Raw genomic sequence first — 22,981 nt, forward strand, 5'->3', positions numbered from 1 at the left:
GCCGAAAGCCTGGATGGTCGGCATCGGCCTCACTCTGCTGATCTTCGTCCTGGCCTGGTTCCTGCCGGACAACTTCCCCGCCGCACCGATCAACATCGCCGCGGTCTTCGCCATGCACCAGTACGCCAAGCAGAACACCAGCGACGCGCTCGACCGCCACGCCGCGGCCGGCGGCGGCTACCTGTCCAACTGGCGCGCCTTCGGCGTCAGCCTGCTGTTCCTGATCGTCATCATGGCCCTGGTCTTCGCCGTCGCCTTCCTGCTGGCCCTGACCGGCCACGCCTGATCCCGCTGCGTCCTCCCGCCTAAAGATTCCCCCTAGGTTGCTAGGGGGAAGTCTCCGCAATGCTGGTACTCGCCCCGATTACCCCTGCCTCTGCCCTTCCCTAGTCTTGCGTGCACTGCCGTGAAAGCGGCAGGCAAACAAAAAACCGTGTCACGCAATCAGACACATTCGGCTGCCCCTGCCTTGCGTACAGAGGCGCCTGGTTACCTACAACAACAACGAGCTCGACGTGCTTGGCCATCTGCCGTCACCCGCTTCAGGAGCCAGTAACCGTGAACCCGCAATCCCACCCGAAATCCGTCCAGACCTCGCGTTATTCCTGGTATGTCGTCGTGCTGTGCATGGTGGCGTACATCTTCTCCTTCGTTGACCGGCAGATACTCTCGCTGATGATCGAGCCGATCAAAGCCGACCTGCAGATCAGCGATACCCAGTTCAGCCTGCTCAGCGGGCTGGCCTTCTCGCTGTTCTACGCCTTCATGGGCCTGCCCATCGCCTATCTCGCCGACCGCTCCTCGCGGGTGAAGATCATCGCCATCGGCGTGGCCTTCTGGAGCATCGCCACCGCCGCGTGCGGGCTGTCGAAGAACTTCCTGCAGATGTTCCTGGCGCGCATGAGTGTCGGCGTCGGCGAGGCCGCGCTGACGCCAGCGACCTACTCGATGCTCGCCGACCTGTTCCCCAGGGAGAAACTCGGCCGCGCGCTCGGGCTGTACTCCATGGGCGCCTTCCTCGGCGGTGGCCTGGCCTTCCTGGTCGGCGGATACGTGATCGAGGCGCTGCGCGACGTGCCGGCCATCGACCTGGGCTGGCTGGGCCAGGTGCGTTCCTGGCAGATCGCCTTCTTCATCGTCGGCCTGCCCGGCGTACTGGTGGCGCTGCTGATCGCGCTGACCATCCGCGACCCGGCGCGCAAGGAAGCGAACCCGCAGCACAAGGCAACCATCGGCGACGGCCTGCACTTCCTGCGCCGCCACCGCGCGACCTTCACCTGCCACTACCTGGGCTTCTCCTTCTTCGCCATGTGCCAGTACGCGCTGATGGGCTGGGCGCCGGCCATGTACATCCGCCAGTACGGCCTGACGCCGCTGGAGGTCGGCTATATCCTCGGTGGCATCCTGCTGGTGCTCAATACCGCCGGGGTGTTCTGCGCCGGCTGGCTGGTGGACGTGCTGCAGAAGCGCGGGCGCAGCGACGCCGCGATGATCAGCGGCATGCTCGGCGCGGCCTGCACCATTCCCTTCGTCATCGGCTCGGTGACGGCCGGCAGCCTGCAGCTGTCGGTGCTGCTGATGGGCCCGGCGATGTTCTTCTGCGCGTTCTGCATCTCCACCTCGGCGGCCGCCATGCAGGTGCTCACGCCCAACCGCCTGCGCGCGCAGGTCTCGGCGCTGTTCCTGCTGGTCTCCAACCTGATCGGCCTGGGCGTCGGCACCACCCTGGTGGCACTGCTCACCGACCAGTACTTCAAGGACCCGAAAGCCGTCGGCTCGTCCATCGGCATCATCGTCACCCTCGCCGGGCTGCTCTGCCTGTGGCTGCTGGGCAACGGGCGCAAGCACTTCCGCCGCAGCCTGGGCGAGGAGCAGCAAGCCTCGCCCGAAGCCGCTGCGCCTCTTGGCAGCAACACCGCCACCGCGAACTGACCGCCCGCCTCGACAAGACGTAAGCCCGTTCGCCGGCGTGGCGCCCCGCGCCCCGGCGAACGCTGGCCAGGAGATGACGATGTTCCGTATTCGCTTCACCGGTGCGCTGCTCTGCGGCGCGCTGATGCCCCTCTGCGCCCAGGCCGAGTTGATCGACGACAGCCGCCTGGACACCACCCTGCGCAACTTCTACATGCTGCGCGACTATCGCCAGGACAACGCCGCGCAATCCCAGGCCGGCAGCTGGTCCCAGGCCGTGCTGGCCAGGTTCAGTTCGGGCTTCAGCGAAGGCACCATCGGTGTCGGCGTGGACTTCACCGGCTTCTATGCCCTGAAGCTGGACGGCGGCGCCGGCACCAGCAACGACAGCAACCTGCCCTATGACCGCAGCAGCGGCGAGCCGATGGATGACTTCAGCCGCGGCGGCGCCACGCTCAAGCTGCGCTATTCGAAGACGACGTTGAAGGTCGGCCTGCTGGAACCGCGCCTGCCGGTGATATTCCAGGATGATGTGCGCGTGCTGCCGCAGACCTTCCAGGGCGTGATGCTGGAATCGAAGGAATCGGAGCGCTTCAAGTTCACCGCCGCGCAGCTGTGGAACACCAGTACCCGCGCCTCCAGCGACCGCGAGTCGTTCTACCTGGCCACCCGTCCCGCCAGCCAGGACAGCAACAAGCTCAACCTGGGCGGCGTCGATGCGCAGTGGACGCCCGGCCTGTCCACCAGCTACTACTTCGCCCAGCTGGAAGACATCTACGACCAGCACTACGTCGGCGCCAACTTCAAGCAGCCGCTGGGCGAGAACACCGCGCTGCTGGGTACCCTGAGCTACTTCCACAACGAGGAATCCGGGCAGACGCTGGCTGGGCGCATCGACAACCGCGCCTATGGCGCACGGCTCGGCGTCAAGCATGGCGGCCACACGCTATCGGCCACCTACCAGCGCATGCTCGGCGAGGACATGTTCCCCATGCTGCTGGGCAACACACCGCAGCCGTACCTGGTCAACTGGGTCACCAATGGCGGCTTCTTCTGGGCGCAGGAGCGCTCCTACCAGCTGCGCTACGACTACGACTTCGCCAGCCTCGGCCTGCCCGGCCTGACCCTGATGACGCGCTACACCAAGGGCACCGACATCTCGCGGCCAGGCCGGAGCGACGGCCATGAATACGAGCGTGATACCGATGTCGGCTACACCGTGCAGAGCGGGCCGCTGAAGACACTGTCGTTCCTGATGCGCACCTCCACGGTCCGCAGCAGCTACTCCAGCGACTACGACGAGGTGCGTTTCATCACCAGCTATCCGCTGGCGTTCTGAGCAATGAAAAAGGCCCCTCGCGGGGCCTTCTTCGTTGTCAGGGGGCGCTTACTCGTCGTCGCCGCTGGCGGCGACTGCGCCAAGGCAGCAGAGCCGGTGCTGCTGGTCACCGGCCTGGAGCAGCCAGGTCTCGTCGTCGGCCTGGTAGCTGGCCTCCATGACCTGGTTGTAGCTGAAGCGCCACTCCCGGCGATCGCGGCCGTCGATGGACTCGATCTGCAGTACCACGTCCTCGCTGGCGAACGGCTGGTCGGCGTGGGCCGCGGCGTCGGCCTGGTCCAGCAGTGCCTCGTTGAGCTCGAACTGCCAGGCGTGCAGACCGTCGATCAACAGCATGTCGGCGGTTTCCAGCTGGTCCAGCAGGTAGGGAGTCGTGGTCATGACGGGCACTCGGCAATAGGGCAGGCCGCCATGATAGACCAGCTGGCGTGCGGTTGCCGGCCAATCCGCCCCGCGGCAAGCGGCAGCCCGTCTACACTGAGGGTTCCCGCACATCCCCTGAGCCGTACATTCCCTGACCCGTACATCCCTTGAGGAGTCAAAGCAGATGCGTACACGCGAACTCGGACATTCAGGCCTGAAGATTCCCGCGCTGGTGTTCGGCGGCAATGTGTTCGGCTGGTCTGCCGACGAGGCCACTTCCTTTCGCTTGCTGGACGCGCTGCTGGACGCCGGGCTCAACTGCATCGACACCGCCGACGTCTACTCGCGCTGGGCGCCGGGGCACGAGGGCGGCGAGTCGGAAACCCTGATCGGCAAATGGCTGAAGAAGAGCGGCAAGCGCAACCAGGTGGTCATCGCCACCAAGGTCGGCATGGACATGGGCAACGGCCACAAGGGGCTGTCGGCGGTGTACATCGAACAGGCCCTGGAGCGCTCGCTCAAGCGCCTGCAGACCGACTACATCGACCTCTACCAGTCCCACTGCGACGACCCGCATACCTCGCTGGAGGAAACCATGGGTGCCTTCGCCGAAGCCGTGGAGCGCGGCAAGGTACGGGTGATCGGCGCCTCCAACTTCGACGCCAAGCGCCTGCGCGAAGCCCATGAACTCTGCACCCGGCTGAAGCTGCCGCAGTACCAGAGCCTGCAGCCCAACTACAACCTGTATGACCGCGCCAACTACGAGACCCAGCTGGAACCGACGGTGCAGCAACTGGGCCTGGGGGTGATCAACTTCTACTCCCTGGCCGCCGGCTTCCTCACCGGCAAGTACCGCCGCGAGGACGACCTGGGCAAGAGCAGCGTGCGCGGCTACAAGGTGAAGAACTTCATGAACGAGCGCGGCTTCGCCATCCTCGACGCGCTGGAGGAAGTGGCCGGCGAACTGCGCGCCACGCCGACCCAGGTCGCCCTGGCCTGGCTGATGGCCCGCCCGAGCATCACCGCGCCGATTGCCAGTGCGTCGAAGCTGGAGCAGTTGCCGGACCTGATCGCGGCCGTGGAGTTGAAGCTCGGTGACGAGGCGATACAGCGGTTGAATACAGCCAGCGCTTACTGAGAACACCGCCTGAAGGATGGGTGTAGCCGGACTTTCCGGCGCACAGGCTCGAGGACAACGCCAGCTGCATCCATCCTGCGAATGAGCCTACCTGTTTGAGGGCAGCGCGTGCCGGCGCTGCTTGCTCCCGTGAAGTGATCCCCCCTAATCTTCGGCTACCGGACAACTGGATGGGGGAAAGATGGAACGTAGCAGCGTATCCGCTCCGCGCCGCATTTGGCAGGCACTGAAACCGCGACCGCAGAATCTCGGGACAGAACAAGAACAGGACCAGGTAAAGCCATCGGAACAACCACTCTCGATGGTGGCTCTGGATCAACAGGGATTGTTCGTCATTGGCGCCGCCAGAAGCGGCACGACGGTCTTCCAGAATGCGCTGAACAGTTCATCGGAGATCTTTCTGCTCGGCGAGCCCGTCCTGCAGAAGGACCCCGGTACTGCAGACTTCGCCGCACGCTACAACGCCATGCACAGGTCCTGGGGCAACCAGGAGAACAAGAGCAGCTTCTGCCCGCCTCTGCTCACCGCTGACGGCACGTGGCAGGACTACCTCACGCAGCTGGCGACCCTCTATCGCTATGTCGGCAGCAAGATCGTGGTGAATCCCGAGCACGCCAGGCAGACCTGCCAGGAGCTGTTCGAATTCCACTGCCGACACTTCTACCGCTCGCACTACGTCTTCACTTTCCGCAATCCCATCGATGTGCTCATGTCGACCCGAGGGCTGGCAGAGCTCCTGGGCAGCAAGGCGGAAAGCTACGAAGTCGTGCTCAAGAGTTTCCTGCACGTCATTGCGCTGTACATCCGCTTCCTGCGCAACCTGCCCAATGTCGCCGCCGTCTTCCATGAAGACATCGGCCAAGAGGTTTTCCAGCGCACCGGAGAATGGCTGGGGGCAGACCTGGACAATGCGTCGGAGTACTACGATCAAACCCGTGTCAGGCACTACACCCTGGAAGAAGTACCCGAGCACTCGCGCGAATTGGCCATCAGCGTCATTGAAATCTACCAGGACCTGCGCGGGCAGAATGCGGAAGGGGTTCGGCTAGTACAGCTCGAACAGAATTCCAACCACATCCTGGCCACGCACTTCACCCCGCTGGGCGCCCTGCACAAGCGAATCGAGCAGATCCTCGGCACGCCCTGAGTGCATCAGGGCTGGATGCTGAACTCGTCCGCGTCGAGATTCGCCGGGAAGCGCTCGCGGTAAGCCGCCAGCTCCGTAGCGCTCAGGGCGATCTGGAACACGCCGTCGGCGCTGCCGGCGGCCAGCAGGTTGTCGCCCTGGAAGTCCAGCACCTGGCTGTCGCCGGAATAGGCGTGGCCCTTGCCGTCTTCGCCCACGCGGTTGACCGCCGCGACATAGCAGAGGTTTTCGATGGCACGCGCCGGCAGCAGGCGGTTCCAGTGCTGGCGGCGCGCGGCCGGCCAGTTGGCGGTGTAGAGCAGCAGGTCGGTGTCCTGGGCATCGCGGCTCCACACCGGGAAGCGCAGGTCGTAGCAGACCAGCGGGCGAATCCGCCAACCCTTCCACTCCAGCAGAACCTGCTGCTCGCCCGGCGTGTAGTGCTTGTGCTCGCCGGCCATGCGGAACAGGTGGCGCTTGTCGTAGTGCTGCATCTCGCCGTCCGGGCGCGCCCAGAGCAGGCGGTTGCGGTGGCTGCCATCGGCGGTGCGGATGATCACGCTGCCGCAGATGACCGCATCCAGTTTCGCCGCCTGCTCGCGCAGCCAGGCGTAGGTCGCGCCCTCCTCCGCTTCGGCCAGCGCTTCGGAATCCATGGAGAAGCCGGTGGTGAACATCTCCGGCAGGATCACCACGTCCGCGCCACGGGCGCTTTCCAGCAGCGCGTCGAAGCGCTCACGGTTGGCCTTGGCGTCGTGCCAGACCAGGGTGGTCTGCACGAGTGCCAGCTTGAGGTCGGCCAGTTTGCTCAGATCGCGCATAGTCGTTCCGCTGCCTGACGCAGCGTCTCCTCTTTCTTGGCGAAGCAGAAGCGCACCAGGCGCATGTCCGCTGGCGGCTGCTGGTAGAAGACCGAGACCGGAATGGCGGCCACACCGTGCTCGGTGGTCAGCCATTCGGACATGGCGACGTCATCGAGGTCCGGGCGGATCGCCGAGTAGTCGACCACCTGGAAGTAGGTGCCGGAGGCGCGCTGGAAGGTGAAGCGCGAGCCCTCCAGCAGGTCGCAGAACAGGTCGCGCTTGGCCTGGTAGAACGCCGGCAGCTCGCGCAGGTGTTCGGGATGCGCGGCCATGAAGTCAGCCAGCGCATACTGCAGCGGGGTCACACCGCAGAAGTTCACGTACTGGTGAATCTTGCGCATCTCCGCCGACAGCTCAGGCGGCGCCACCACGTAGCCGGTCTTCCAGCCGGTGACGTGGTAGGTCTTGCCGAAGGAGCTGATGACGAAGGCGCGCGGGTACAGCTCGTCATGGGCCAGCACGCTGGCGTGCTGTACGCCGTCGTAGATCAGGTGCTCGTAGACCTCGTCGCTGATCACGTAGATCTCGCGGTCGCGGATCAGCTCGGCGAGGCGATCCAGATCGGCGCGGTCGATCAGTGCGCCACTGGGGTTGTGCGGGCTGTTGAGGAAGATCAGCCGCGTGCGCGGGGTGATGGCGTCGGCCAGGCGCTGCCAGTCGATGCGGAAGTCCGGCTGGCTCAGCGCGACATGCACGCAGCGGCCGCCGGCCAGCTCCACCGAGGGCTCGTAGCTGTCGTAGCAGGGGTCGAGGACGATGGCTTCGTCGCCGGCGCGGATCAGCGCCTGCACCGCACAGAAGATGCCCTCGGTGGCGCCGGGAACGATGGTCACTTCGGCGTCAGCACTGACATTGCGGCCATACAGGCTGGCCACCTTGAGCGCGACCTGTTCACGCAGCGCCGGCAGGCCGGTCATCGGACAATACTGGTTGTGCCCGGCCATCACGTGGCGACCGACGGCTTCGAGCAACGGGGCCGGGCCGGGGAAGTCCGGGAAGCCCTGGGAGAGATTCAGCGCTCCGCTTTGCGCGGCGAGCTGGGACATGCGGGTGAAGATGGTGGTGCCGACATTCGGCAGTTTGCTGGTAAGCATGGCGTGACTACAGGCTGCAGGCGATGAGAGGGAGTCCCTACTCTATCGCCTGCGGCTTGCGGTCTAAAGCCTGACAGACGTTATTTACGCTTGTCCTTCTTCTTCTTCTCGGCCTTCTTGTGGTGCGACATCAGGCGGCGCTTCTTGTTGACCTGGCGATCGGTGAGCTGGGTCTTCTTGCCCTCGAACGGGTTGTCACCGCCCTTGTACTCGATGCGGATCGGCGTACCGACCAGCTTCAGCACACGGCGGAAGGTCTTCTCCAGATAGCGCGTGTAAGCCTTGGGCACCGCGTCCACCTGGTTGCCGTGGATCACGATCAGCGGCGGGTTGGCCCCGCCCAGGTGCGCGTAGCGCAGCTTGATGCGACGGCCATTGACCATCGGCGGCTGGTGGACCTGGATGGCGTCTTCGAGAATCTGCGTGAGCTTGCTGGTGGGCCAGCGGGTCACGGCGGAACGGAAGGAGTCCTGCACCGACTTGTACAGGTGGCCGACGCCGGTGCCGTGCAGCGCGGAAATGAAGTGGATGTCGGCGAAGTCGGCGAACATTAGCCGGCGTTCCAGCTCGGTCTTCACGTAGTCGCGCTCGGCCGATTCCATGCCGTCCCACTTGTTCAGCGCGATGACCAGCGCGCGGCCGGTCTCCAGCACGAAGCCGAGCAGGTTGAGGTCGTGCTCGACCACGCCTTCGCGGGCGTCCATGACGAAGATGACCACGTTGGCGTCCTGGATCGCCTGCAGGGTCTTCACCACGGAGAACTTTTCCACCGCCTCGAAGATCTTGCCGCGGCGACGCACGCCGGCGGTATCGATCAGGGTGTACTTCTCTTCGTTGCGCTCGAAGGGAATGTAGATGCTGTCGCGGGTGGTGCCGGCCTGATCGTAGACGATCACCCGCTCTTCACCGAGCATGCGGTTCACCAGCGTGGACTTGCCGACGTTGGGGCGACCGATGATGGCGATCTTGATGCCATCCTTCTCGCTCGGGCCGGGGATGCGCTTGGCCTCCTCGCCTTCAGCGACCTCTTCCAGCTCGCTGGGCAGGTCGTTGTCTTCGGGCGCTTCCGGCTCGGGGGCGAACATCTCGCCCAGGGCTTCCTGGAGCATCTGGGTGATGCCACGGCCGTGGGCGGCGGCGATCGGGATCGCGTGGCCCAGGGCCAGCGGGCTGAACTCGGCGCGAGCGATGTCCGGGTCGACGGTATCGACCTTGTTCGCCACCAGGTAGGTGCGCTTGTTCTTCTTGCGCAGGTGCTCGCCGATCATCTCGTCGGCGGCGGTCAGGCCGGCGCGGGAGTCGACCATGAACAGTACGGCATCGGCTTCTTCGATGGCCTGCAGGGACTGCTCCGCCATCTTCGCATCGATGCCTTCCTCGTCACCGGAGATACCACCGGTATCGATGACGATGAATTTCTTGCCCTGCCACTTGGCCTCGCCGTACTGGCGGTCTCGGGTCAGCCCGGCGTACTCGGCGACGATGGCGTCGCGGGTGCGGGTCAGGCGGTTGAACAGGGTGGACTTGCCGACGTTCGGGCGGCCCACCAGGGCTATAACGGGAACCATGAGGCTCTCCAGGAAATTTGATTTTCAGAAAACACGACGGCCGCTGCCGTTTTTCACGGCAGCGGCCGGCAGTAACACTCAGCTTAGCGGAGCGTGTAGGCGACCAGCTTGCCGCTGTTGCCGAACACGTACATCCAGTTGCCGACTACCAGCGGGCGAACCCGTACACCATCGCCATCGACCTTCTCGCGGCCAACGAAGCGACCGTCCACCTGGCTGAGCAGGTGCACGTAACCTTCCAGGTCACCGACGACCACGTTGCTCGACAGCACGGCCGGGGCGGACAGCTGGCGGCGGGCCAGGGCGTCGTTGCTCCACAGCGAGGACGAACCACGGGAATCGAGGCTTTCCACGGTACCGCTGGCCTGGCTGATGAACACGCTGCCAGTACCTTCGGCGACGCCGACGTAGCTGGAAGCTTCACGCTGCCACAGCACGCGACCGCTGCTCACGTCCAGCGCGGCAGCGCGGCCCTGATAGCTGGCCACATAGAGAACGTTGTCGATCAGCAGCAGGCCGCCGTCGATGTCGACCACGCGATCCAGTTCGGAACGGCCTTGCGGAATGGCGACGCGGGTTTCCCAGGCCGGCAGACCACGCTCGACGTCCACGGCAACGACCTTGCCGCTGGCCAGACCGGCCAGCGCCAGGCGGCCGGCGATCAGCGGAGCGCCGGTACCGCGCAGGGTCAGTACCGGTACGGTGCCTTCGTAGATCCAGCGCTGGTTGCCGGAGGAGGCGTCGAAGCCGATCAGCTTGTCGTCCTGGGTCTGCACCACCACCACGTCACCGTTGGTGGCCGGGGCGGCGAGGACTTCGCTGCTGACCTTGGAACGCCACTTCTGCTCGCCGGTGCCGGAGTCCAGGGCGATCACGTCGCCACGCAGGGTGCCCAGCAGGACCATGCCGTTACCCACGCCAACGGCGCCGGAGACCGGCAGGTCGAGGTCTTTCTTCCACAGCACTTCGCCGCTTTCGCGCTGGATGGCCATGACGCGGCCTTCGGCGGACGCGGCGTAGATGGTCTGGCCATCCACGGCGGGCTCGAGCAGGTTGTACAGGTCGCCCTGGCCATCACCGACCGAACGGCTCCACTGCTTCTCCAGGCGAACCTCTTCCTTGAAATCGGTGAGTTCAGCCGGCGGCAGTTCTTTCTTGCTATTGCTGCTGCAACCCACAGCCAACAGGGTCAGTGCCAGCAGTGCAACGTGTTTCCAACGCAACATCTCAGGCGTCTCCCTTGGCCAGGTCGTCGAGCTTCATCTGCAGGGCGCCGACAGCGGCGTCTTCGGGCAGTGCAGCCTTGGCTTTTTCGTAGGCGGTACGGGCATCGTCGGCACGCTTGAGCTGCACCAGCAGGTCGCCGCGCAGTTCTTCGCGAGTGGCCACATAGGCCTTGTCGACATTGCCGTCGAGCAGCTTCAGACCGTCTTCGGCCTTGCCCTGGGCAGCCAGGACACGGGCGAGGCGCTGGCGAGCCAGCTCACCGAGGGTGGCGTCCACCGGCTTGTCGACGATGGCCTTGAGTTCGAGAGCGGCGTCGTCCAGCTTGCCGCTGTCCACCGCGACCTTGGCGACGAACAGGCGGCCGTACTGGGCGTACGGGGTGCCGGCGTATTCGCTGGTCAGCTTGCCGGCGAGCTCGGCTACCTTGGCGGTATCCGGCTGGCCGGCCGGGTTCAGTGCGGTTTCCAGCAGGGCCTGGTAAATGATGGAAGCACCCTGGGACTGGTTGTTCTGGTACTTCTTCCAGGCCTGCCAGCCAAACACCACGATCAGCGCCAGAGCGGCACCGGTCAGCAGGGGCATGCCGTTACGCTGCCACCAGTCCTTGATGTCGGCGATCTGTTCTTCTTCGGTACGGTTACTCACCCCAATACTCCTATCCGCTCGATTCAGGCCTGCTTGAGGCAGGCAGCCAGGTGCTCGGGCAGAGCATCCCAGGCGATATTCTGTTGTTCGCCCTCGCCACGCAGGGGTTTGAAACCTACCACGCGGTTGGTCACTTCGTCGTCACCCAGAATCATGGCGAATTGTGCGCCACTCTTGTCGGCCTTCTTGAACTGACTCTTGAAGCTGCCGGCGCCGGCGTTGACCAGCAGGCGAATGCCCGGAATGGCCTCGCGCAGCTGCTCGGCCAGGGTCAGCGCGGCCAGCTCGGCGGTCTCGCCGAAGGCACAGACGAAGAGGTCGGCCGGGCGGTTCAGTTCGGCCGGCACCACACCCAGGGTTTCCAGCAGCAGCACCAGGCGTTCGACGCCCATGGCGAAGCCCACGCCCGGAGTCGGCTTGCCGCCGAACTGGCTGACCAGGCCGTCGTAGCGGCCCCCGCCGCAGACGGTGCCCTGGGCGCCGAGCTTGTCGGTGACCCATTCGAAAGCGGTGCGGCAGTAGTAGTCCAGGCCACGCACCAGCTTCTGGTTGATCTCATAGCGCAGGCCGACAGCATCCAGACGAGCCTTCAGGCCCTCGAAGTGGGCGAGCGACTCTTCGTCCAGGTAGTCGTGCAGGCTCGGCGCGCCGACCAGCAGGGCCTGGGTAGCCTCTACCTTGCTGTCGAGGATGCGCAACGGGTTGGTGGTCATGCGGCGCTGGCTGTCTTCGTCCAGCTGGTCGAAGCGCTCCTGCAGGTAGGCCACCAGGTCGTCACGGTAGCGCGCACGCGCTTCGCTGGAGCCCAGGGTGTTCAGCTGCAGGGTCACGGCGTCGGCCATGCCGAGCTTCTGCCACAGGCGCCAGGTGAGGATGATCAACTCGGCGTCGATGTCCGGGCCGGGCAGGTTGAAGACTTCCACGCCAATCTGGTGGAACTGGCGGTAGCGGCCCTTCTGCGGCTTCTCGTAGCGGAACATCGGGCCGGTGTACCAGAGTTTCTGCACCTGGCCGCCACCGGAAAGACCGTGCTCCAGCACGGCGCGCACGCAACCTGCGGTGCCTTCCGGACGCATGGTCAGGGATTCGCCGTTGCGGTCGAGGAAGGTGTACATCTCCTTGTCGACCACGTCGGTGCCTTCGCCGATACCACGGGCGAAGAGTTCGGTGAACTCGAGGATCGGCAGGCGGATCTCGCTGTAGCCATAACCGTCCAGCAGGCCGGCGAAGGTGCGTTCCAGATAGCGCCAGGCCGGGGTCTGGTCCGGCAGGATGTCGTTCATGCCACGGATGGCTTGCAGGGACTTGCTCACTTAGGATCCTTGTTGCGGTCAGCCGCGCACGATCAATGCGGCGTCGGCTTCGGCCTTCTCGGCCGCTTTTTCGCGGATCAGCCGTTCCAGCTCATCCACCAGGTTATCGTTCTGCAGTTTCTGCGCCGGCTTGCCGTCGATGTAGATCAGGTTGCTCGGGGAGCCGCCGGTGAGGCCGATGTGCGCCTCCTTGGCTTCGCCCGGACCGTTGACCACGCAGCCGATCACGGCGACGTCCAGCGGTACCAGCAGGTCTTCGAGGCGGCCTTCCAGCTCGTTCATGGTCTTCACCACATCGAAGTTCTGCCGCGAGCAGCTCGGGCAGGCGATGAAGTTGATGCCACGGGAGCGCAGGCGCAGCGACTTGAGGATGTCGAAGCCGACCTTGATCTCTTCCACCGGGTCGGCGGCCAGCGAGATGCGGATGGTGTCGCCGATGCCTTCGGCGAGCAGCATCCCTAAGCCCACGGCCGACTTCACGGTGCCCGAACGCAGGCCTCCGGCTTCGGTGATGCCCAGGTGAAGAGGCTGTTCGATCTGCTTGGCCAGCAGGCGGTAGGCGGCCACCGCCATGAACACGTCGGAGGCCTTCACACTGACCTTGAAGTTCTGGAAGTCCAGGCGGTCGAGGTGATCGACGTGGCGCATGGCCGACTCCAGCAGGGCCTCGGGGGTCGGCTCGCCGTACTTCTTCTGCAGGTCCTTCTCCAGCGAGCCGGCGTTGACGCCGATGCGGATCGGGATATTGCGCTCGCGGGCGGCGTCCACCACGGCCTTCACGCGGTCTTCGCGACCGATGTTGCCGGGGTTGATACGCAGGCAATCGACGCCCAGTTCGGCGACGCGCAGGGCGATCTTGTAGTCGAAGTGGATATCGGCCACCAGCGGGACTTTCACCTGCTGCTTGATCTTGCCGAAGGCTTCGGCGGCGTCCATGTCCGGCACGGAGACGCGCACGATGTCGGCGCCGGCGTCTTCCAGGCGACGGATCTGCGCGACGGTGGCGGCCACGTCGAGGGTATCGGTGTTGGTCATGCTCTGCACGGCGATGGGGGCATCCCCACCCACCGGCACGTTACCGACCCAGATCTTGCGGGACAGGCGACGTTTGATCGGAGACTCGCAATGCATCTTACTGTCCACCCAACTTCAGGCGTGCGGTACCACCGCGCGCCGGCGTGACTTCGACGGGCTGGCCGTTGTAGCTGACCTGGGCGCCCTGGGCGAAGCCCAGGCGCAGCTGGACCGGCGCCTTGGCCGCGACTTCCAGCGAATCACCCTTGCGCTTGAGACCCTCCAGCACGACCTTGCCATCGGCATCGGTCACCTGGGTCCAGCAATCGGCGACGAATTGAACCTTGACCACGCCCTGTCCGGCGGAAGCGACCACTGGAGCGGCCGGAGCCTCGACCGGGGCTGCCGGAGCGGCAGGCGCCACGGACGGCTGCACAGCCGGTTGCTGGCCAGCAGGGGCCTGGGTCGGAGCGGTTTCGGCCACGACAGGAGCACCCGGAACAGCAGGCGCAGCCGGGTTGCTGGCGGCAGGCGGAGTACCCTCGGCCGGCGCCTCGGTAGCGGCGTTATCACCGACCGGCTCGGACGGTACGGCCRGGGTGTTGGCCTGGTCCTCGGCGACAGCCTGGTCTTCCGGCTCGTCGAGGGTGTGGATCTCGGTGGTGCCGTCGGCGCTCTCGACCTCGACGTGCTCCATGTTCAGGCTGCCKGTCTCGGCCGGGCGCGAAGCGCGCTCCTGCCACCAGAAGTAGCCAAAGCCCATCAGCACGGCCAGCAGGACCAGGCTGAACAGGCGCAGCAAGTTGCGCGACAGGCGTACCGGCTCGACCACGCGGCCGAGTGCCTGGACATTGCTGCCACTGGCGTCGGTGCCGGTGTACTGGTCGAAGGCGGTGACCATCTGGGCCTGGTCCATGCCCAGCAGCTTGGCGTAGGCGCGGATATAGCCGCGGGCGAAGGTGTGCCCCGGCAACTGCTCGAAGGAACCCTGCTCCAGCGAACGCAGGGCGTTCTCGGTCAGGTTCAGCTGGCCGGCGACCTGCGTGGTGCTCCAGCCCTTGTTCTCGCGCGCCTGGCGCAGCGTTTCGCCAGGGTTGGCGCGGGTCGTGCCGATGATCTCGGGCTGCGACGTATTCATCATTTTTCCGCCTGGTATGCCTGGTATTCGGGAGAAGCGGGATACAGGCGCTTCAGCTGCAGGCCGAAGCTCGCTGCGGTATCCCGGTCTTCGAAGATCTTCGCCAGTCGAATCCCCAGCAGCAGGCTGCGCGCGGTCTGCGGGCCCTGCTTGAGGTATTCCTCGTAGAAGGTGCGCGACGGTACGTATTCGCGATCCTGGTAGTTCAGGTCAGCCAGCTCGATCAGCGCGACCGGGGCATTGCGATTCAGACGCACGGCCTTCTCGAAGAATTCCTTGGCCTGGGCACGATTGTTGAGCTTCATGCTCACCAGACCGAGGTTCTCGAAGATGCGCGAGCGCTCGGAGTAAAGGCCGTCTTCAGTGGCCTTCATGTAAGTGTCGTAGGCTTCCTGATAGCGCTTCTGCTCGAACAGGAAGCTGGCATAGTTGTTCAGGATGCGCGCATCGCCGGAACGGGCGGACAGCGCCTTGCGGTACTCGCTCTCGGCGAGCTTGGGCTCCATCTCGGTCTGGTAGACCACGGCCAGGGCGGCGTGGGCGTCGGCGCTGGAGGAATCCAGTTCGAGCGCCTGGCGCAGCGGCACCTTGGCCTGCTCGGTGTTGCCCATCTGCAGGTAACCGATGCCGAGCTGGATGTAGGCGTCACGCGCCTCGTTCCGGCCCTTGTCGGTCTTCAGGGGATCCTGTTTACCAGTCGTCACGCAACCCGTCAGCACGGTTGCCAACAGTACGAACAGCGCGGCGCGCAGGGTCATCGGAATCCTCCCTAGTTCAGTTTCGATTGCCAGTGGGCGCGGCCTGATCGGCATCGGCGGCCAACTGACGTACGGCAATATAGCGTTCGCTGCGGCGGGTGCGGTCCATCACCTGGCCGACCAGCTGACCACAGGCGGCGTCGATATCGTCGCCACGGGTGGTACGAACGGTCACGTTGAAGCCGCTCTTGTGCAGCATGTCCTGGAAACGGCGGATGGCATTGTTGCTCGGCCGCTCGTAGCCGGAGTGCGGGAACGGATTAAACGGAATCAGGTTGATCTTGCAAGGGAAATCCTTGAGCAGTGCGATCAGTTGCTCAGCATGCTCGGGCTGGTCGTTGATGCCGGCCAGCAGGGTGTACTCGATCGTCAGCACGCGTTCCTTCCCCAGGCGCGTGATGTAGCGATAGCAGGAATCGAGCAGCATCTCGAGCGGGTACTTCTTGTTGATCGGTACCAGCTTGTTGCGCAGTTCGTCGTTGGGTGCGTGCAGCGACAGGGCCAGGGACACGTCGGTGACCTCGGCGAGCTTGTCGATCATCGGCACCACGCCGGAGGTGGACAGGGTCACCTTGCGCTTGGAAATACCGTAGCCGAGGTCTTCCATCATGATGCTCATGGCGCTCACGACGTTGTCGAAGTTCAGCAGCGGCTCGCCCATGCCCATCATCACCACGTTGGTGATGGCACGGTCGATCTTGCCCGGGATAGTCCCGAACGACTGGTTGGCGATCCACACCTGGCCGATGATCTCGGCGGAGGTCAGGTCGCTGTTGAAGCCTTGCTTGCCGGTGGAGCAGAAGCTGCAGTCCAGCGCGCAACCGGCCTGGGACGACACGCACAGGGTGCCGCGGCCGCCCTGCGGGATGTACACGGTCTCGACGCAACTGCCCGAGGCCACGCGCACCACCCACTTGCGGGTACCGTCAGCCGAGATGTCCTGGCTGACGATCTCCGGGGGACGAATTTCGGCAACGGCCTCGAGCTTTTCGCGTAAGGCCTTGCCGACGTTCGTCATGGCGCCGAATTCAAGGGCACCAAAGTGGTGAATCCATTGCATCACCTGGCCGGCGCGGAAGCGCTTTTCACCGATGGACTCGAAGAATTCCTCGAGCTGGGGCTTGGTCATGCCCAGCAGGTTGGCCTTTACAGCGGTATCAGTCATGGATTCACCCTCGCTCATTCGCCTGGATCAGCGAATGCGCTCGCACACCTCGGTGCTGGAGAAGAAGTAAGCGATTTCGCGGGCAGCCGAAGCTTCCGAGTCGGAACCGTGTACGGCGTTCTCGTCGATGGAAACGGCGAAGTCGGCGCGGATGGTGCCAGCGTCGGCTTTCTTCGGATCGGTGGCGCCCATCAGTTCACGGTTGCGCAGGATGGCGTCTTCGCCTTCCAGAACCTGAACAACGACCGGGCCGGAGGTCATGAAGGAAACCAGGTCCTTGAAGAAGGGACGCTCTTTGTGCTCGGCGTAGAAACCGCCAGCTTCGCGCTCGGACAGCTGAACCATCTTCGAAGCGACAACGCGCAGGCCGGCTTTTTCGAAGCGGGTCAGGATTTCGCCGATGACGTTCTTGGAAACGGCGTCGGGCTTGATGATGGAGAAGGTACGTTGCAGGGCCATGGAAATAACTCCGAAAAGCAAGGTTGGTAATGCCAAGAAGCCCCTGGCGTGGCCAGGAGCTCCTGCGATTCTAGGGTTTGCCGCGCTGCGCCACGGTGGACGAAAGCCGCGAAACCGGCCCGACTGCGACAGGGCCGACGGCTGGAAAATTCCCCTGGGGAAATTTTCGACAGCTCACCTAAAGATAAAACCCGCGAATTATACGCGGGTTCATGACAAATGGGTACGCGGCTCTAGCGAGCCGCGCCCTCAGTCGGCTTCTTCGATCCAGGCGGCCTGAATGGCCTCCAGGACCTTTTCCCCACCACGGGAAGGATCGTCGCTGAACTCCGGCAATGCCAGCACCCAGCGGTGCAGATCGACGAAATTCACGTAGCGCGGATCGACGTCCGGCTTGGTTTCGGTCAGCTGGATGGCGATTTCGAGCACATCAACCCATTTCAGACTCATGCGAGCGCTCCGCTTCAGTGACCTTCGGACACCTGGTTGATGGTGTATTTCGGGATTTCCACCACCAGATCGGTGTCACCGACCACGGCCTGGCAGGACAGGCGCGAATCCGGCTCCAGGCCCCAGGCCTTGTCCAGCATGTCGTCTTCCAGCTCGTCGGAGGCCTCCATGGAGTTGAAGCCTTCGCGCACCACCACGTGGCAGGTGGTGCAGGCGCAGGACATCTCGCAGGCATGTTCGATCTCGATGCCGTTGCGCAGCGCCGCCTTCATGATGGTTTCGCCCGGCTGGGCTTCGATCACCGCGCCTTCGGGGCAGTGTTCGGCGTGGGGCAGAAAGACAATCTGCGGCATCTTCGCTTATTCCTCGATTTCGTTGAGCCGGCGACCGGCCAGTGCGGCTTTGACGGTGGCGTCCATACGGCGCGCGGCAAAGGCGTCGGTCAGCTGGGACAGACGCTTGATCTGTAGTTCGATGGCAGTGGCATCGCTGCCGGTGGCCAGCTCGCGCAGCGAGTCCATGCCGGCATCGATAACCAGGCGCTCGTCTTCGTCGAGCAGGCGCTCACCGTCGGCGTCCAGCGCGGACTGCACGGCCTCCAGCAGACGCTGGGCCTCGACCTGCTGCTCGCGCAGGGTACGGGCGGCCATGTCATCACCGGCGTACTGGAAGGAATCCTGCAGCATGCGGGCGATTTCGCCATCGGTCAGGCCGTAGGACGGCTTGACCTGGATGCTCGCCTCGACACCCGAGGACAGCTCGCGGGCGGAAACGCCCAGCAGGCCGTCGGCATCGACCTGGAAGCTGACGCGGATCTTCGCCGCGCCCGCCACCATCGGCGGAATGCCGCGCAGCTCGAAGCGCGCCAGGGACCGGCAGTCCTTGACCAGCTCACGCTCGCCTTGCAGCACGTGAATCATCATGGCCGTCTGGCCATCCTTGTAGGTGGTGAACTCCTGGGCGCGAGCCACCGGAATGGTGGTGTTGCGCGGAATCACCTTCTCCATCAGCCCGCCCATGGTTTCCAGGCCGAGCGACAGGGGAATCACGTCCAGCAGCAGCAGCTCTTCACCGCGCTGGTTGCCGGCCAGGGCATCGGCTTGAATGGCAGCGCCGATGGCAACTACCTGATCCGGGTCGATATCGGTCAGCGGCTCGCGACCGAAAAGGCCGCCCACCAGCTCGCGCACGCGCGGCACGCGGGTGGAACCGCCAACCATGACCACGGCACTGACCTCTTCCAGCTCGACGCCGGAATCACGCACTGCGCGGCGGCAGGACTTGAGGCTGCGCTGGATCAGCGGATCGATCAGGGCCTCCAGCTGCGCGCGGGTCAGCTCGCCGGCCCAGCTGTCGTAGGCAACGGCAGCGCTGGCGCTGTCGGTCAGGGCTTCCTTGGCCGCGCAGGCAGTCTGCAGCAGGCGGCGCTGGGCACCCGGGTCGAGGTCGGCCGAGATACCGGCCTGCTCGATGATCCAGCCAGCGATGGCATGGTCGAAATCGTCACCACCCAGGGCGGTATCGCCACCGGTGGCCAGAACTTCGAAGACGCCACGAGTCAGGCGCAGGATGGAAATATCGAAGGTACCGCCGCCCAGGTCGTAGATGGCGACCAGGCCTTCGGCGTCCTTGTCCAGGCCGTAGGCCACGGCAGCGGCGGTCGGCTCGTTGAGCAGACGCAGCACATGCAGGCCGGCCAGACGCGCAGCGTCCTTGGTGGCCTGGCGCTGGGCGTCGTCGAAATAGGCGGGAACGGTGATCACCGCGCCCACCAGCTCGCCACCCAGGGTGGATTCGGCGCGCTGGCGCAGGACACGGAGGATTTCTGCCGAGACTTCCACCGGGCTCTTGGCGCCCTGGACAGTCTCGATGAAGGGCATGTGCGATTCGCCCTGGGTGAAGCGGTACGGCAGTTGGCCGCCCAGTTGCTTCACGTCTTCCAGGCCACGGCCCATGAAGCGTTTGACCGAGATGATGGAGTTCAGCGGGTCCTGCGCGGCGGTGGCGCGAACGCTCTCGCCTACCTCGATGCGGTCGGCGAGGTAACGCACCGCCGAGGGCAGGATCACTTCGCCGCGCTCATCCCGCAAGGGTGCTGCGACGCCGCTGCGCACGGCAGCGACCAGGGAATTCGTGGTGCCCAGGTCGATCCCCACGGCCAGGCGACGCTGGTGTGGCTGGGGAGTCTGTCCGGGCTCGGCGATCTGCAGTAGGGCCATGCGGTTTCTAATCAGGCTATCGGGCGCGGCAGCTGCCACGCGGATTAATCGTCGAGTCGCTCTTCCAGCTGCCGCACTTCCTGCGCCAGCTTGTCGAGGAACTGCATGCGACGCACCAGGCGTTCGGCCAGCTCGCGGCGGGCGGCATCATCCCAGCAATCGGCGAAATCCGCTTCCAGCTGCTGCTGGGCGGACTTCAGCTGACGCTTGAACTGCGCCACGCCATCGAGATCGGCGCTGTCCTGCAGGTCTTCCAGGTCCTCGCGCAGCTGCATCTGCTGCAGGAGGAACTCCGGGTCCTGCACCGTGGCTTCCAGCGGCAGCGAGTCACCGCGCAGGGCCAGCAGGTACAGGGCACGCCGCGGGACGCTCTTCAGCGTCTGGTAGGCATCGTTGAGCTCGGCGGCCTTGGCCTGCGCCAGTCGCTGCTCGCGCTCGGAAGCATCGGCGAAACGGTCCGGGTGGACGGTACGCACCAGCTCGCGGTAGCGATTGCCGAGGGCTTCCAGATCGATCCGGAAGCCCGGCTGCAGGTCGAACAGCGCGAAGTGACAGGGACTACCCACACCCGGCCTCAGACGTTGAAGCTTTCGCCGCAGCCACACTCACCGCGCACGTTCGGGTTGTTGAACTTGAAGCCCTCGTTGAGGCCTTCCTTGGTGAAGTCCAACTCGGTGCCGTCGAGGTAGACCAGGCTTTTCGGGTCGATGATGACCTTCACGCCGTGGCTCTCGAAGACCTGGTCCTCGGCTGCCAGTTCGTCGACGAACTCCAGCACGTAGGCCAGCCCGGAACACCCGGTGGTACGCACACCAAGACGAATGCCCTCGCCCTTGCCGCGCCCGTCGAGAGAGCGGCGAACGTGGTTGGCGGCGGCTTCGGTCATGCTGATGGCCATGGGAACTCCTTACTCAACGAATCGCTTCAGAGCAGACCTTTCTTCTGCTTGTAGTCGCGCACGGCCGCCTTGATGGCGTCCTCCGCGAGTACCGAGCAGTGGATCTTCACCGGCGGCAGGGCCAGTTCTTCGGCGATAGTGGTGTTCTTGATGGATTCGGCTTCGTCCAGGGTCTTGCCCTTCATCCACTCGGTGGCGAGGGAGCTGGAGGCGATGGCCGAACCGCAACCATAGGTCTTGAACTTGGCGTCTTCGATGACGCCCTGCTCGTTGACCTTGATCTGCAGGCGCATCACGTCGCCGCAGGCCGGCGCGCCGACCATGCCGGTGCCGACGTCCGGGTCTTCGGCATTGAGCTTGCCGACGTTGCGCGGGTTTTCGTAGTGGTCGATGACCTTTTCACTGTAAGCCATGGCTAATCCTCACTTCTACGGGGCGGGTCAGTGGGCCTGCCATTCGACCTTGGACAGGTCGACACCCTCTTTGAACATATCCCACAGCGGCGAGAGTTCACGCAGCTTGGAAACGGCTTCCACCACCTTCTTGGCGGCGTAATCGACCTCTTCTTCGGTGGTGAAGCGACCGAAGCTGAAACGGATGGAGCTGTGCGCCAGTTCGTCGTTGCGACCCAGGGCGCGGAGCACGTAGGACGGCTCCAGCGAGGCCGAGGTGCAGGCGGAACCGGACGAGACGGCCAGGTCCTTGAGCGACATCATCAGCGACTCGCCTTCGACGTAGTTGAAGCTGACGTTGAGGATGTTCGGCGCGTAGGAAACCGGGCTGCCATTGAGGTACAGCTCTTCCAGGTCCTGTACCTGATCAAAGAAGCGCTTGCGCAGGCCTTCGATGCGGGCCATTTCCTGGTGCATTTCTTCCTTGGCGATGCGGAAGGCTTCGCCCATGCCGACGATCTGGTGGGTCGCCAGGGTGCCCGAACGCATGCCGCGCTCGTGGCCGCCACCGTGCATCTGGGCTTCCAGGCGTACACGCGGCTTGCGGCGCACGTACAGCGCGCCCATGCCCTTGGGACCGTAGACCTTGTGGGCAGAGAAGGACATCAGGTCGACCTTGAGTTTCTCCAGGTCGATATCCACCTTGCCGGCCGACTGTGCAGCGTCGACGTGCAGCAGGATGCCGCGCGAGCGGGTCAGCTCGCCGATGGCGGCGATGTCGTTGATGCTGCCGACTTCGTTGTTCACGTGCATGACCGAGACCAGGATGGTGTCGTCACGCAGGGCGGCCTCGACCATCGCCGGGGTGATGATGCCCTCGGGGGTCGGTTCCAGGTAGGTCACTTCGAAACCTTCGCGCTCCAGCTGGCGGCAGGTATCCAGGACCGCCTTGTGCTCGATCTTCGAGGTGATGATGTGCTTGCCCTTGGTCGCGTAGAAGTGCGCGACGCCCTTCACGGCCAGGTTGTCGGACTCGGTGGCACCGGAAGTCCAGACAATCTCGCGGGGGTCGGCATTGACCAGCTCGGCGACCTGGCGACGGGCGTTCTCGGCCGCTTCCTCGGCCTTCCAGCCGAAGAGGTGGGAGCGCGAGGCCGGGTTGCCGAAGTTGCCGTCAACCAGCAGGCAGTCGGCCATTTTCTGAGCGACACGCGGATCCACCGGGGTGGTGGCGGAGTAGTCGAGGTAAATCGGCAATCTCATCAGGTAACTCCTACAGGCGGGCGTTCGCTCAGTCGATGGCGGACGCTTCAATCTTGTCGAGGCGCAGCGGCTTGCTGCCCGAGCAGCGACGCTCGTCCTGGCGCTGGGCGACCTCTTGAACTTCGCGGCGCTCGACCAGGTCGGCCAGGCTGATGCCGCTGAGGAACTCGTGAATCTGCTGGCTGAGGTCGCACCACAGGTGGTGGGTCAGGCAGGTATCGCCGGAGTGGCAGTCGCCCTGACCCTGGCAGCGGGTGGCGTCGACCGACTCGTTGACCGCATCGATCACCTGGGCGACGTGGATGCCGGTCATGTCGCGCGACAGCTGGTAGCCGCCGCCCGGACCACGCACGCTGACCACCAGGTTGCCACGGCGCAACTTGGCGAACAGCTGTTCCAGGTAGGACAGGGAGATACCCTGGCGCTCGGAGATATCGGCGAGAGAAACCGGGCCACGCTGGGCGTGCAACGCCAGATCGAGCATGGCGGTGACGGCATAGCGGCCTTTGGTGGTCAATCGCATGGGAACATCCGGAAGAATCGCTGGTATGGCGGAAGTATGCTCTTTTCCGACTATTTAAGTCAACTATAAGACCTATTACTTTAGTCGGATTTAGCCAGCGAGCGGCGCCGTATTC

The 22,981-nt window shown here is 64.5% G+C and carries 24 protein-coding genes and 1 pseudogene; 5 read left to right on the forward strand and 20 right to left on the reverse strand.

The window, feature by feature from the left end:
• The 3 genes and pseudogenes from QO207_RS13325 to QO207_RS13335 all read left to right on the forward strand — a co-directional run.
• Positions 1-286 (forward strand): annotated as a pseudogene (locus QO207_RS13325) (hypothetical protein); the annotation flags it as partial.
• Positions 287-558: 272 nt separating this feature from the next.
• Positions 559-1,932, forward strand: a complete 1,374-nt coding sequence (locus QO207_RS13330; protein WP_301532868.1) for an MFS transporter — start codon at positions 559-561, stop codon at positions 1,930-1,932.
• A 79-nt stretch (positions 1,933-2,011) separates the two neighbouring features.
• Entirely contained in the window at positions 2,012-3,250 is a 1,239-nt protein-coding gene (locus QO207_RS13335; RefSeq protein ID WP_301532869.1) for an OprD family porin, read from the forward strand.
• A gap of 48 nt (positions 3,251-3,298) precedes the next feature.
• On the opposite strand, the gene QO207_RS13340 is transcribed toward QO207_RS13335, so the two are convergent.
• Positions 3,299-3,631, reverse strand: a complete 333-nt coding sequence (locus tag QO207_RS13340) for a DUF5629 family protein (protein ID WP_301532870.1) — start codon at positions 3,629-3,631, stop codon at positions 3,299-3,301.
• A gap of 166 nt (positions 3,632-3,797) precedes the next feature.
• Here QO207_RS13340 and QO207_RS13345 point away from each other — a divergent pair, with 166 nt between their 5' ends.
• Positions 3,798-4,751 carry an aldo/keto reductase gene (locus QO207_RS13345; RefSeq protein WP_301532871.1) on the forward strand — a complete coding sequence of 318 codons (954 nt, stop codon included), beginning with the start codon at positions 3,798-3,800 and terminating at the stop codon, positions 4,749-4,751.
• A 181-nt stretch (positions 4,752-4,932) separates the two neighbouring features.
• Positions 4,933-5,898, forward strand: coding sequence for a sulfotransferase (locus tag QO207_RS13350; RefSeq protein WP_301532872.1), 966 nt, complete (start codon positions 4,933-4,935; stop codon positions 5,896-5,898).
• A 5-nt stretch (positions 5,899-5,903) separates the two neighbouring features.
• On the opposite strand, the gene QO207_RS13355 is transcribed toward QO207_RS13350, so the two are convergent.
• The 19 genes from QO207_RS13355 to iscR all read right to left on the reverse strand — a co-directional run bounded on the left by QO207_RS13355 (position 5,904) and on the right by iscR (position 22,866).
• Positions 5,904-6,698, reverse strand: a complete 795-nt coding sequence (locus tag QO207_RS13355; protein ID WP_301532873.1) for an amidohydrolase — start codon at positions 6,696-6,698, stop codon at positions 5,904-5,906.
• Positions 6,686-7,834 carry a pyridoxal phosphate-dependent aminotransferase gene (locus QO207_RS13360; RefSeq protein WP_301532874.1) on the reverse strand — a complete coding sequence of 383 codons (1,149 nt, stop codon included), beginning with the start codon at positions 7,832-7,834 and terminating at the stop codon, positions 6,686-6,688. Before QO207_RS13360 ends, QO207_RS13355 begins: the two co-directional genes overlap by 13 nt.
• 80 nt (positions 7,835-7,914) lie before the next feature.
• Positions 7,915-9,402 carry a ribosome biogenesis GTPase Der gene (gene der, locus QO207_RS13365; RefSeq protein WP_045210518.1) on the reverse strand — a complete coding sequence of 496 codons (1,488 nt, stop codon included), beginning with the start codon at positions 9,400-9,402 and terminating at the stop codon, positions 7,915-7,917.
• A gap of 83 nt (positions 9,403-9,485) precedes the next feature.
• Entirely contained in the window at positions 9,486-10,628 is a 1,143-nt protein-coding gene (bamB, locus tag QO207_RS13370; protein ID WP_301532875.1) for an outer membrane protein assembly factor BamB, read from the reverse strand.
• Between the two features lies 1 nt (position 10,629).
• Entirely contained in the window at positions 10,630-11,274 is a 645-nt protein-coding gene (locus QO207_RS13375; RefSeq protein ID WP_301532876.1) for a tetratricopeptide repeat protein, read from the reverse strand.
• Between the two features lie 23 nt (positions 11,275-11,297).
• Positions 11,298-12,587, reverse strand: coding sequence for a histidine--tRNA ligase (gene hisS / locus QO207_RS13380; RefSeq protein ID WP_301532877.1), 1,290 nt, complete (start codon positions 12,585-12,587; stop codon positions 11,298-11,300).
• An 18-nt stretch (positions 12,588-12,605) separates the two neighbouring features.
• Positions 12,606-13,718, reverse strand: coding sequence for a flavodoxin-dependent (E)-4-hydroxy-3-methylbut-2-enyl-diphosphate synthase (gene ispG, locus QO207_RS13385; protein WP_301532878.1), 1,113 nt, complete (start codon positions 13,716-13,718; stop codon positions 12,606-12,608).
• A 1-nt stretch (position 13,719) separates the two neighbouring features.
• Positions 13,720-14,742 carry a RodZ family helix-turn-helix domain-containing protein gene (locus tag QO207_RS13390; protein ID WP_301532879.1) on the reverse strand — a complete coding sequence of 341 codons (1,023 nt, stop codon included), beginning with the start codon at positions 14,740-14,742 and terminating at the stop codon, positions 13,720-13,722.
• Entirely contained in the window at positions 14,739-15,497 is a 759-nt protein-coding gene (gene pilW / locus QO207_RS13395; RefSeq protein ID WP_301532880.1) for a type IV pilus biogenesis/stability protein PilW, read from the reverse strand. Before pilW ends, QO207_RS13390 begins: the two co-directional genes overlap by 4 nt.
• Before the next feature lie 16 nt (positions 15,498-15,513).
• Positions 15,514-16,662, reverse strand: coding sequence for a 23S rRNA (adenine(2503)-C(2))-methyltransferase RlmN (gene rlmN / locus QO207_RS13400; RefSeq protein WP_301532881.1), 1,149 nt, complete (start codon positions 16,660-16,662; stop codon positions 15,514-15,516).
• Between the two features lie 27 nt (positions 16,663-16,689).
• Entirely contained in the window at positions 16,690-17,121 is a 432-nt protein-coding gene (gene ndk / locus QO207_RS13405) for a nucleoside-diphosphate kinase (RefSeq protein WP_024762960.1), read from the reverse strand.
• 249 nt (positions 17,122-17,370) lie between these two features.
• On the reverse strand, positions 17,371-17,571 hold the full coding sequence (gene iscX / locus QO207_RS13410; protein ID WP_296283592.1) for a Fe-S cluster assembly protein IscX: 201 nt from the start codon (positions 17,569-17,571) through the stop codon (positions 17,371-17,373).
• Between the two features lie 14 nt (positions 17,572-17,585).
• On the reverse strand, positions 17,586-17,924 hold the full coding sequence (gene fdx / locus QO207_RS13415) for an ISC system 2Fe-2S type ferredoxin (protein WP_253444818.1): 339 nt from the start codon (positions 17,922-17,924) through the stop codon (positions 17,586-17,588).
• Positions 17,925-17,930: 6 nt separating this feature from the next.
• The gene (gene hscA / locus QO207_RS13420) at positions 17,931-19,790 is read right to left on the reverse strand and encodes a Fe-S protein assembly chaperone HscA (protein ID WP_301532882.1); all 1,860 of its coding nucleotides are present in this window, start codon (positions 19,788-19,790) and stop codon (positions 17,931-17,933) included.
• 44 nt (positions 19,791-19,834) lie between these two features.
• Positions 19,835-20,356 carry a co-chaperone HscB gene (gene hscB, locus QO207_RS13425; RefSeq protein ID WP_301532883.1) on the reverse strand — a complete coding sequence of 174 codons (522 nt, stop codon included), beginning with the start codon at positions 20,354-20,356 and terminating at the stop codon, positions 19,835-19,837.
• Positions 20,357-20,364: 8 nt separating this feature from the next.
• Positions 20,365-20,688, reverse strand: coding sequence for an iron-sulfur cluster assembly protein IscA (gene iscA / locus QO207_RS13430; RefSeq protein WP_184591201.1), 324 nt, complete (start codon positions 20,686-20,688; stop codon positions 20,365-20,367).
• A 26-nt stretch (positions 20,689-20,714) separates the two neighbouring features.
• Complete coding sequence (gene iscU, locus QO207_RS13435; RefSeq protein WP_192435189.1) at positions 20,715-21,101, reverse strand: Fe-S cluster assembly scaffold IscU; 387 nt, start codon at positions 21,099-21,101, stop codon at positions 20,715-20,717.
• Between the two features lie 27 nt (positions 21,102-21,128).
• Positions 21,129-22,343 carry an IscS subfamily cysteine desulfurase gene (locus QO207_RS13440; RefSeq protein WP_169937046.1) on the reverse strand — a complete coding sequence of 405 codons (1,215 nt, stop codon included), beginning with the start codon at positions 22,341-22,343 and terminating at the stop codon, positions 21,129-21,131.
• 28 nt (positions 22,344-22,371) lie between these two features.
• Positions 22,372-22,866 carry a Fe-S cluster assembly transcriptional regulator IscR gene (iscR, locus tag QO207_RS13445; RefSeq protein WP_088419609.1) on the reverse strand — a complete coding sequence of 165 codons (495 nt, stop codon included), beginning with the start codon at positions 22,864-22,866 and terminating at the stop codon, positions 22,372-22,374.
• Positions 22,867-22,981 lie beyond the last annotated feature (115 nt).

The sequence above is a fragment of the Pseudomonas sp. CAN1 genome, assembly GCF_030462585.1.
Lineage (GTDB): Bacteria > Pseudomonadota > Gammaproteobacteria > Pseudomonadales > Pseudomonadaceae > Pseudomonas.

Bases quoted from the DNA above. Each gene is read 5' to 3' on its own strand.
- QO207_RS13335 (WP_301532869.1), top strand. From the start codon at position 2,012: ATGTTCCGTATTCGCTTCACCGGTGCGCTGCTCTGCGGCGCGCTGATG.
- QO207_RS13340 (WP_301532870.1), bottom strand. From the start codon at position 3,631: ATGACCACGACTCCCTACCTGCTGGACCAGCTGGAAACCGCCGACATG.
- QO207_RS13345 (WP_301532871.1), top strand. From the start codon at position 3,798: ATGCGTACACGCGAACTCGGACATTCAGGCCTGAAGATTCCCGCGCTG.
- QO207_RS13350 (WP_301532872.1), top strand. From the start codon at position 4,933: ATGGAACGTAGCAGCGTATCCGCTCCGCGCCGCATTTGGCAGGCACTG.
- QO207_RS13355 (WP_301532873.1), bottom strand. From the start codon at position 6,698: ATGCGCGATCTGAGCAAACTGGCCGACCTCAAGCTGGCACTCGTGCAG.
- QO207_RS13360 (WP_301532874.1), bottom strand. From the start codon at position 7,834: ATGCTTACCAGCAAACTGCCGAATGTCGGCACCACCATCTTCACCCGC.
- der (WP_045210518.1), bottom strand. From the start codon at position 9,402: ATGGTTCCCGTTATAGCCCTGGTGGGCCGCCCGAACGTCGGCAAGTCC.
- bamB (WP_301532875.1), bottom strand. From the start codon at position 10,628: ATGTTGCGTTGGAAACACGTTGCACTGCTGGCACTGACCCTGTTGGCT.
- ispG (WP_301532878.1), bottom strand. From the start codon at position 13,718: ATGCATTGCGAGTCTCCGATCAAACGTCGCCTGTCCCGCAAGATCTGG.
- pilW (WP_301532880.1), bottom strand. From the start codon at position 15,497: ATGACCCTGCGCGCCGCGCTGTTCGTACTGTTGGCAACCGTGCTGACG.
- rlmN (WP_301532881.1), bottom strand. From the start codon at position 16,662: ATGACTGATACCGCTGTAAAGGCCAACCTGCTGGGCATGACCAAGCCC.
- ndk (WP_024762960.1), bottom strand. From the start codon at position 17,121: ATGGCCCTGCAACGTACCTTCTCCATCATCAAGCCCGACGCCGTTTCC.
- iscX (WP_296283592.1), bottom strand. From the start codon at position 17,571: ATGAGTCTGAAATGGGTTGATGTGCTCGAAATCGCCATCCAGCTGACC.
- fdx (WP_253444818.1), bottom strand. From the start codon at position 17,924: ATGCCGCAGATTGTCTTTCTGCCCCACGCCGAACACTGCCCCGAAGGC.
- hscA (WP_301532882.1), bottom strand. From the start codon at position 19,790: ATGGCCCTACTGCAGATCGCCGAGCCCGGACAGACTCCCCAGCCACAC.
- iscA (WP_184591201.1), bottom strand. From the start codon at position 20,688: ATGGCCATCAGCATGACCGAAGCCGCCGCCAACCACGTTCGCCGCTCT.
- iscU (WP_192435189.1), bottom strand. From the start codon at position 21,101: ATGGCTTACAGTGAAAAGGTCATCGACCACTACGAAAACCCGCGCAAC.
- QO207_RS13440 (WP_169937046.1), bottom strand. From the start codon at position 22,343: ATGAGATTGCCGATTTACCTCGACTACTCCGCCACCACCCCGGTGGAT.
- iscR (WP_088419609.1), bottom strand. From the start codon at position 22,866: ATGCGATTGACCACCAAAGGCCGCTATGCCGTCACCGCCATGCTCGAT.